Genomic DNA, 8,039 nt, shown 5'->3' on the forward strand with positions numbered 1-8,039 from the left:
GGTAACTGTTCCAGAATATCTCCCATCGCATCACGAATCTGTAACTCTCTCTTATCCGTAATGTCGGTTTCATATTCATCTGTTTCCCCTTTGAGCCATTCCACAGATACATGGAGTGCAACCGAGAACTTATGTTTGTGAAGGAAAGGAGAATGTAAGAATGGCAAAATCAACAAAAAGTTATGAAGAACGAATGCTTGAAATGGAAAAGAAGGAACAGGAAAGCCTTGAAAAAGCAAAACGATATGCAGCACAGAAGAAAGAACTTCTAAAACGAAAGAAAGCCGAAGAAAGTAAAAAACGAACCCATAGGCTCTGTCAGGTTGGCGGTGCGGTGGAATCCGTTCTTGGTGCGACTATTGAGGAGGAAGACATCCCAAAGCTGATTGGTTTTCTGAAAAAGCAGGAAGCCAATGGGAAATTTTTCTCAAAGGCAATGCAGAAAGAAACAAATACCGATATGGAGGAAGTGTAATGGCGGATGGGATGAGTTTTTCATTCCCTTCATTGCTTTTTCATGAAGGGCGCACTTATGGACAACCAGAGGTCGTCCCCAATAAGTTTGCCACAAGTGGCAACCGGTCTGCGCTCACGCTTGCCGGGCTCGTTCCGTCGGCGGGGCTTTCAGCCAAACCTGCTCATGCCACAGGAGGCACTCTTCGCCAGAGAGGCGCATTCCATGCAGGCTGCTATGCGCAGGGCACTCTTACGCAGAGGGCGTTCTGGCAATGCTGCTTTTTCTAAAATCGAAAGCAATGTTGCCGGAAATCTATACCGGATGTGCAGAAAGGAGGAATCCAGATATGGCGATTTTTCATTACACAATCAAAATAGTCGGACGAAGTAAAGGGAAATCTGTTATCTCCGCTTCCGCATATCTCAATGGGGATGTGATGAAAAACGAGGAAACCGGGAGAATCAGTTATTACACTTCTAAAAAAGAAGTGGTCTACACCAGTCTGATGATGTGTGAAAACGCACCTCCTGAATGGCAGATAGTACCAGAAGAAAATATAAAACGCTTTCAAAAATCTGTCCGCTACAAAAGGTCAGAAGATAAAGAAGCTGCTTTAGAAAAATTCAAAATCACATTTCAGAAACAAAGATTATGGAATGAGGTATTGAAGATTGAAAAAAGTGCGGATGCCCAACTTGGCAGGTCATTTGAATTTGCCCTCCCAAAAGAATGGAGCAGACAGGAACAGATTCAATATACATCCGACTATATCCAAAAAACATTTGTGGATAAGGGAATGTGTGCTGATTGGAGTATCCACGACAAAGGGGATGGCAACCCCCATGTCCACCTGCTTCTGACGATGCGACCTTTTAACCCGGACCATTCTTGGGGAAAGAAAGAAGTCAAGGATTGGGATTTTGTCAGAGATAAAAGCGGAAATATCGTGATTGACGAATCCCACCCGGACTGGTGGCAGGATAAGAAAAACCCTGACCGTCATGGAATCCGTATCCCTGTATTAGACGAAAACGGAATCCAGAAGATTGGTGCAAGAAACCGCCTGCAATGGAAACGGGTGCTGACCGATGCTACTGGATGGAACAATCCCAAAAATTGTGAGCTGTGGCGGAGTGAGTGGGCAAAGGTGTGTAATGAACATCTTCCTTTGCATAATCAGGTTGATCACCGTTCTTATGAAAAACAGGGAAAACTCCAGATTCCTACCATCCATGAAGGTGCTGACGCAAGAAAGATTGAACAAAAATTTCTTGCCGGGCAGGAAATAAAAGGTTCGTGGAAAGTAGCGGAAAATCAAATCATAAAACAGCAAAACACGTTATTGCAAAAGATACTGGACACCTTTGGAAAAGTATCAGGTGCATTATCATTATGGAAGGAGCGATTAAATGACATTAGAAGAAAGCCGGGAAGTCATTCCCATGATGGAATCAATGATAAACCAGATCGAGGAACAGCAGAACCTTATGGCAGAGATGGTACAGGAATTACAGGAAAAAGACAGCCAGCTTCTGTCCTTTCAGGAGCAGAACCAGAGTTTGCAGATATTAAACAGCGAGTTATCCGGACTGCTGAATCTTTTGCCAGATACAGAAGAACTGCTTTCCCAGATCGAACAGCAGAAAAACAGAATCGAACAGTTGGAAACCGAGAATCAGCAATGGCAGGAATTAACGCAGAGGCTGAACAACGAGAACAGCTTATTGCTGAAACAGAGCAGAGAATTACTGACCTTAAACAGCAGATAGAGAAAGTGAGGGATATAGATGCGAGAATGCGTAAACTTAGAGAACGTCGGTCAAGTGGAAGAACTTCTACAGATGACAGAACAGATGCAGGACGAACTGGATCAGAAAGACCAGATGATTATGGAACTGAACAGGCAGCTAAACAGATCGCTGACCTTGAACGAGAAATTGAACAGCGAAAACAGAGTCGAGAATATCGAAGCATTGCGGACAAGATTAAGGAAAATAGAAGAACAATTAGCCAACGAGACAGACAGCAGGAAAAGAGCCGACGCAGAAGTCGTGGCATGGAAATTTAGGTATGAAAAAGCGGAACAGGCAAAACGCTATGCACAGACACACCAAAAGACAACAGAGGTAGCTGTTGAGAAAAAAGTGCCCTATGAGAAATGCGATAACTGTGACCGCACTGCTTACCAAAAAGCAAAAGAAAAATGCGATAACCGTAAAATTCAGTTAGAGAAAAAATATAAAAATATGACGGCTGGTTATGAAAGTATCCTGTTTCTGCTGGCATGGTACAGTATAGCCATTACACTATTCACTGCTATCCTTTCTCCAGTTTTCTTTAGTGACTGTATTAGCTTTTTCAGTATGTTTGCTAAAGGAATCTTAAGCCTGTTTCAAAAATTTGTTGCAGGTGCAGATTCTTTCGGACAGTTAAGCAGTGGAATCTCAAATAGTATCATTTCAGGGATTGTGTACTGGCTGATTGTAAGTATTGTTATGGGAATTTTATTTATCATAACGGGATTGCTGATAATCGGGACTGGCTATCAGGTGGGGAAAATCTACCGGAAATATTGCTGGGATATTATCAGCATCATGGTGGTGATAATGAGTACAGCTATCATAATCCATTTCGGAAAATGGATAAAATCAATTATTCCGATAAACCTCATTATGTTGCTACTTCTGGTACATGCGGTTTATATCGGAATCCGATGTTATGTGAAAAACTGGCGAGAAAAACGAGGATATTTTTAAAGTAAAATGGGCAGGTAAAACTGCCTGTTTTTCACAAAACAAATATACTTATTTTTAGTTATCCAGATTTTTAGAGTCTGTGAAAACTGTTCTTTGATTTTTAACACTATTTTTTATAATCTTCCAAATGAATCTGTTTTGATTGATTGACAATTACCGAGCTATTCTAGTATATTTAATCCATAAAGCAGATACAAAATCGCAGATGTGCAGGTGAACAGACATGAAAAATATCCATAGCATTGAATTTTATACTGGAAGCAAGGAAGAACTGCTTCCCGGTTTTGAAAAAGATTTTCCCTATATCGCTTCAAGGGCAGAACTTGACAAGTATATCGGACATTATGTACCGTGGCACTGGCACAAGACAGTGGAACTTTTTTATATGGAAAGTGGTAGCATTGAATATGATACGCCGGGAGGAAAACTGTTGTTTCCGGCTGGAAGCGGCGGCATAGTAAATTCCAATGTACTCCATATGACAAAAGCAATATCGCAGAAAGAAAAGAATATACAGCTACTTCATATTTTCGATGTTTCCCTACTTGCCGGGGAACAGGGAAGCAGGATTGAACAAAAATATATTGCGCCTATCATAACAGCCCCACAGATTGAGGTAATTCCGCTTTTTCCAGGCAATGCAGAAGAAGAAAGGATTTTGAAACTGCTTGCCGCTTCATTTCGTTTATCCAGTGATGAATTTGGATATGAAATAAAACTGCGGGAAACCCTAACAGAAATATGGCTCATGCTTTTTGAACTATCCCGTCCTATGCGTGAAAAAAAGGGGGAACATAATAAAAGCAACGATAAAATAAAGCTGATGATGATATATATTCACGAACATTACAGAGAGAAAATCTCTATCCCGGAACTTGCGGCAGCAGCATACCTAAGCGAAAGGGAGTGTTATAGAGTGTTCCATGACTGTCTGCACATGACACCCGTAGAGTATATAAAGGCTTACCGTCTGCAAGCTGCCTGTCAGATGCTAGCAAAGGGGCAGGAAGCAGTTACCGTTATCAGCCATGAGTGCGGTTTGGGGAGTAGCAGTTATTTTGGAAAGGTTTTTCGAGAATACACACATTGTTCACCCACAGAATATCGGAGAAAATGGCAGAATAGTGATAGATAAGGGCAGAAAAGAAATATTTTTTCTATTCCTTTTGCATTATAATGATACCTGTAAAGTAAATCCGTCATTTACAGGAGGTGAGTGCAAAGTGGTAAAACTGAACATTCTGAACATGAAAAATTTTTTAGATACGGTCAATAGCTGTTCCGGCAAAGTAAATATGTTCTGCCCGGATGGTAAAAAACAAAACATCAATGGGGAAGAAAAGATACAGGGCAGTTTGTGGCGGCAATACTCCCAAAACAAAAACTGTTTGCGGCTTGTTTTAGAAGTTCCGAATCCAACGGACTATATGAACATTGTTTCGTACTATGCCGGGGATTGCTGATTTATCTGTAAATATTTCATCATAAAGGGGCTGGACAGTTTATCTTCCAGCCCCGCCCTTTTGAAAGGAGTTAAAAATGGAGTTGAACATTCAGACCGCAGAACTGGCATTAAGGGAAGCGGCAGAATCCAATCCGGGAGCATGGGCAGAACATTCCCGGTATGTAGCCGAAGCCTGTAAAAACATTGCGTCACACTGTAAAGATTTATCTTCTGAACAGGCGTATATTTTCGGGCTGTTACACGATATTGGACGTTATGCCGGAGTGAGTTCGGAAAGGCATCTGATAGACGGCTATCGTTACTGTATGGAGCGTGGGTGGGGAAAAGCCGCACAAATATGTATATCCCACGCATTTATGATACAGGATATTGCCACATCTATCGGAGAGTTTGATGTCAGTGATGAGGATTACCTGTTTATGAAAGAATTTGTTGCAAATGCGGTATATGATGATTATGACCGTCTTGTACAGTTATGTGACGCATTGGCTATGCCTTCGGGGTTCTGTCTTTTGGAAAAGAGATTTGTAGACGTGACAATGCGATACGGCGTTCACCCAGCGACAATAGACAGATGGAAAAAGATTTTAGAGATTAAAGAACGGTTTGAGGATCAGATTGGCTGTTCTATCTATGCCCTGCTTCCGGGCGTTATGGAAAACAGTTTTCGTTAAGGGGGGATATTGTGTATTACGAATCCAGTGATTTTTTGGAAACAGCGGACAGCGATACGTTAAAGCAGATTGCCCGCACAAGGGAATTAACACGGAAATATTATTTTTCTGATTATAGAGATACAGAAAAACGCACTTCCATTCTTCGGGAGCTGTTGGGCGGAATAGGGGAAAATGTGGCAATCGACACGCCTTTTCATTGCGACTATGGAAAAAATATTTTTTTGGGAAATGATGTGATCGTCAATATGAATTGTACCTTTGTGGATAACAAAACTATCCGAATTGGCGACAGGGTATTGATTGCGTCAAATGTGCAGATTTATACATCTTCACACCCCGTCTTACCACAGGAAAGGTTTGTGCCGGATTGGAGGGAACGTCAGACAACATTTTTTAGAACCTATGCACGTCCGATAGAAATAGAAAGTAATGTCTGGATTGGCGGCGGCTGTATTCTTCTGCCCGGAGTCACTATAGGAAAAAACAGCGTGATAGGGGCTGGAAGTGTAGTTACCCGCCCTATCCCGCCTAATTGTGTTGCAGTAGGAAATCCATGCAGGGTGATACGTTATTTTGATACAGACAGGGAAAGGTGGCAGCATGAAGTATAAGCATATCGTTTTTGACATTGACGGCACTCTGATTGATACGGAATATGCTGTATTACATTCTTTACAGGAAACTATAAAGGGATTGTCCGGGAGAGAGATACCATGTTCTGAACTAAGATTTGCGTTAGGGATTACAGGAACAGACGCTTTGAAAAAACTTGCGATAAAAGACACTTCCTATGCGATAGAATTATGGGATAAAAATATGCGTAACTATACAAATAACATTAAAGTATTTGACGGAATCGTTGAATTATTGAAAAATCTTCTAAGTCTGGATTATGAAATGGGGATTGTCACATCAAAGACAAGGGAAGAATTTACACATGATTTTTGTCCGTTTGGTATCAGTCATTATTTCAAAACAATCATATGTGCAGACGATACACAGGAACATAAACCCAATGCCGCACCGATTTTGAAATATGTGGAATTATCAAAAACAGACCATAGGAAAGTACTTTATATCGGAGATAGCAAATATGACAGTAAATGTGCGGAAAATGCGGGAATTGATTTTGCTTTAGCAGTATGGGGCAGTCATAATAAGCACATAAAAGCAGATTATTTTTTAGAAAAACCTGCCAATCTGTTATCTGCTATCACTTCAGAGAAATTTTATTAGCGATGAAAGATCGAACGAAAATGACTCCGAGGTATATTAAAAAAACTTGCTTGATCAATTATGGTGATTTTGATTAAGTAGCCTGTATGTAAAATAAAGCATACAGGCTACTTGTGGTTTACAATTCCAAAGAATCTTCTGCATCTACCCACATTTGCATATTACCATCAAGATATAATCGTGCATATTCAAGTGGCTCATCAATAGCAAGTGTATTTAATGCGCAGTCTGATCCAGGAGTGGTTTTTAAGTTCTTCTCAGCTTCCCAACAGTCAATGCGGAGCATATAACCGGCATTGGTATAAACATCAATGCTGTTTCTGTGTGGATTGTATTCTGCAAATATTGTTCTCATCGTATCTTATCTCCATTTTTTTAATAATCAGTTATAGAGTTAAATATCGAAAACATTTCAATCAGTTCACCATGTTGTTATTGTTATATGTTATACTGTGTTATGAAATTTTCTTTCCCTTAATTTTTCCCATATTAAGATTCATGAAAGCTAATGGGAGAATGTAACACAAGGGAAAGAGTAAGGGAAAGTACACTTGCTACAAACTTAGTATTTTCAAGGGTTTGCGAAGAATTTGATAATCAAATATAACAGTTATTAAATTTCCTAAAATAAGTGCAATATCAACTGGAAGTTAACAAACAAACTCATTTTTTGCTCATTAAACACTTCTTAAATATCCAACTTACAGTAGCTCCAATAACCAAACCTATACTCGCTGTTGTTGAATCCCCCTTTAAAGTACCTAGCGCAAATCCTACAACAGCACCTACATACCAATTACTAAAAAGTTTGGCTAATGTTAAAGCATCTTCTTCGTCATTTTTATTTTCATTATGATGTTCTTTGTTCATTTATTCGTTACTCCCTTTGAAACTTCCGATTTTCTTAATTCTACAAACTTGAAATTCTACTTCTAATTTTCAATAGCCCTCTCGAATCCCAGATAACGGCTTCCCTGGAATGTCAGCTTTCCTTCATCTCCTTCTGCCAGCATTCCATACTCTTCTCCATATACAGAAAACTCCATCCGATCGCCGCTTTCCACCTCAAAAGTAACATAATAAGCGATACTGGTGGTAGTATGATACCCGTGGTTTCCTGAAGTGTCTCCTCCAATCGGCTCGTTGTGATGTGTCGTATTCTGTCGCTTGGCAGTCACTCTGGCTTCCACCGTTAAACGGGGAGAATTATTATTTTTATTCCAAGTTCTTATTCCACTTATAAATGTAAATAAGATCATCCCAAATATCAGCAAAAACATAACTGGAAAAATCAAATCAAATAAATCAAACATCACATTCATAAACTCTCGTATAATCCAATTATCTTAGATGGTAATTGGATTTTTCCTTTCTCCCAGTTAACACTGGGTATTTATTTCCATCTCTGATATATTTTGAAAAGGCACTGTGGATCTGTATCTATAACT

At 39.9% G+C, this 8,039-nt stretch carries 11 protein-coding genes; 8 read left to right on the forward strand and 3 right to left on the reverse strand.

Annotation, left to right across the window (positions count from 1 at the left end; translation table 11 throughout):
• The first annotated feature begins 160 nt into the window (after window positions 1–160).
• The 8 genes from H8Z82_RS16215 to H8Z82_RS16250 all read left to right on the forward strand — a co-directional run bounded on the left by H8Z82_RS16215 (window position 161) and on the right by H8Z82_RS16250 (window position 6,591).
• The gene (locus tag H8Z82_RS16215) at window positions 161–475 is read left to right on the forward strand and encodes a hypothetical protein (RefSeq protein ID WP_008394181.1); all 315 of its coding nucleotides are present in this window, start codon (window positions 161–163) and stop codon (window positions 473–475) included.
• Window positions 476–803: 328 nt separating this feature from the next.
• On the forward strand, window positions 804–2,525 hold the full coding sequence (locus tag H8Z82_RS16220) for a MobA/MobL family protein (RefSeq protein WP_279289733.1): 1,722 nt from the start codon (window positions 804–806) through the stop codon (window positions 2,523–2,525).
• Window positions 2,509–3,213, forward strand: coding sequence for a DUF6040 family protein (locus H8Z82_RS16225; protein ID WP_019162946.1), 705 nt, complete (start codon window positions 2,509–2,511; stop codon window positions 3,211–3,213). The genes H8Z82_RS16220 and H8Z82_RS16225 overlap by 17 nt, the downstream gene beginning before the upstream one ends.
• Window positions 3,214–3,436: 223 nt before the next feature.
• On the forward strand, window positions 3,437–4,348 hold the full coding sequence (locus tag H8Z82_RS16230) for an AraC family transcriptional regulator (protein ID WP_016304806.1): 912 nt from the start codon (window positions 3,437–3,439) through the stop codon (window positions 4,346–4,348).
• Between the two features lie 88 nt (window positions 4,349–4,436).
• Window positions 4,437–4,676, forward strand: coding sequence for a hypothetical protein (locus H8Z82_RS16235; protein ID WP_330608020.1), 240 nt, complete (start codon window positions 4,437–4,439; stop codon window positions 4,674–4,676).
• Between the two features lie 76 nt (window positions 4,677–4,752).
• On the forward strand, window positions 4,753–5,352 hold the full coding sequence (locus H8Z82_RS16240; protein ID WP_019162948.1) for an HDOD domain-containing protein: 600 nt from the start codon (window positions 4,753–4,755) through the stop codon (window positions 5,350–5,352).
• A gap of 11 nt (window positions 5,353–5,363) precedes the next feature.
• Window positions 5,364–5,966, forward strand: coding sequence for a sugar O-acetyltransferase (locus tag H8Z82_RS16245; protein ID WP_117674858.1), 603 nt, complete (start codon window positions 5,364–5,366; stop codon window positions 5,964–5,966).
• Window positions 5,956–6,591, forward strand: a complete 636-nt coding sequence (locus H8Z82_RS16250; protein WP_016304801.1) for an HAD family hydrolase — start codon at window positions 5,956–5,958, stop codon at window positions 6,589–6,591. Before H8Z82_RS16245 ends, H8Z82_RS16250 begins: the two co-directional genes overlap by 11 nt.
• A gap of 118 nt (window positions 6,592–6,709) precedes the next feature.
• Here the strand turns inward: H8Z82_RS16250 and H8Z82_RS16255 are convergent, their stop codons facing one another.
• The 3 genes from H8Z82_RS16255 to H8Z82_RS16265 form a co-directional block, all read right to left on the reverse strand.
• Entirely contained in the window at window positions 6,710–6,946 is a 237-nt protein-coding gene (locus tag H8Z82_RS16255) for a DUF6061 family protein (RefSeq protein ID WP_012744332.1), read from the reverse strand.
• A gap of 308 nt (window positions 6,947–7,254) precedes the next feature.
• The gene (locus tag H8Z82_RS16260; RefSeq protein ID WP_019161967.1) at window positions 7,255–7,461 is read right to left on the reverse strand and encodes a hypothetical protein; all 207 of its coding nucleotides are present in this window, start codon (window positions 7,459–7,461) and stop codon (window positions 7,255–7,257) included.
• Window positions 7,462–7,523: 62 nt separating this feature from the next.
• Window positions 7,524–7,904: a DUF2500 domain-containing protein gene (locus tag H8Z82_RS16265; RefSeq protein WP_026076988.1), complete on the reverse strand. Its 381-nt coding sequence runs from the start codon at window positions 7,902–7,904 to the stop codon at window positions 7,524–7,526.
• Window positions 7,905–8,039: the final 135 nt, after the last annotated feature.

It is taken from the genome of Blautia difficilis (assembly GCF_014297245.1).
Classification (GTDB): Bacteria; Bacillota; Clostridia; order Lachnospirales; family Lachnospiraceae; genus Blautia_A; species Blautia_A difficilis.

Excerpts from the sequence above, each read along its gene's own strand:
- H8Z82_RS16215 (WP_008394181.1), top strand. The coding sequence starts at position 161 with ATGGCAAAATCAACAAAAAGTTATGAAGAACGAATGCTTGAAATGGAA.
- H8Z82_RS16220 (WP_279289733.1), top strand. The coding sequence starts at position 804 with ATGGCGATTTTTCATTACACAATCAAAATAGTCGGACGAAGTAAAGGG.
- H8Z82_RS16230 (WP_016304806.1), top strand. The coding sequence starts at position 3,437 with ATGAAAAATATCCATAGCATTGAATTTTATACTGGAAGCAAGGAAGAA.
- H8Z82_RS16240 (WP_019162948.1), top strand. The coding sequence starts at position 4,753 with ATGGAGTTGAACATTCAGACCGCAGAACTGGCATTAAGGGAAGCGGCA.
- H8Z82_RS16250 (WP_016304801.1), top strand. The coding sequence starts at position 5,956 with ATGAAGTATAAGCATATCGTTTTTGACATTGACGGCACTCTGATTGAT.
- H8Z82_RS16255 (WP_012744332.1), bottom strand. The coding sequence starts at position 6,946 with ATGAGAACAATATTTGCAGAATACAATCCACACAGAAACAGCATTGAT.
- H8Z82_RS16260 (WP_019161967.1), bottom strand. The coding sequence starts at position 7,461 with ATGAACAAAGAACATCATAATGAAAATAAAAATGACGAAGAAGATGCT.
- H8Z82_RS16265 (WP_026076988.1), bottom strand. The coding sequence starts at position 7,904 with ATGTTTGATTTATTTGATTTGATTTTTCCAGTTATGTTTTTGCTGATA.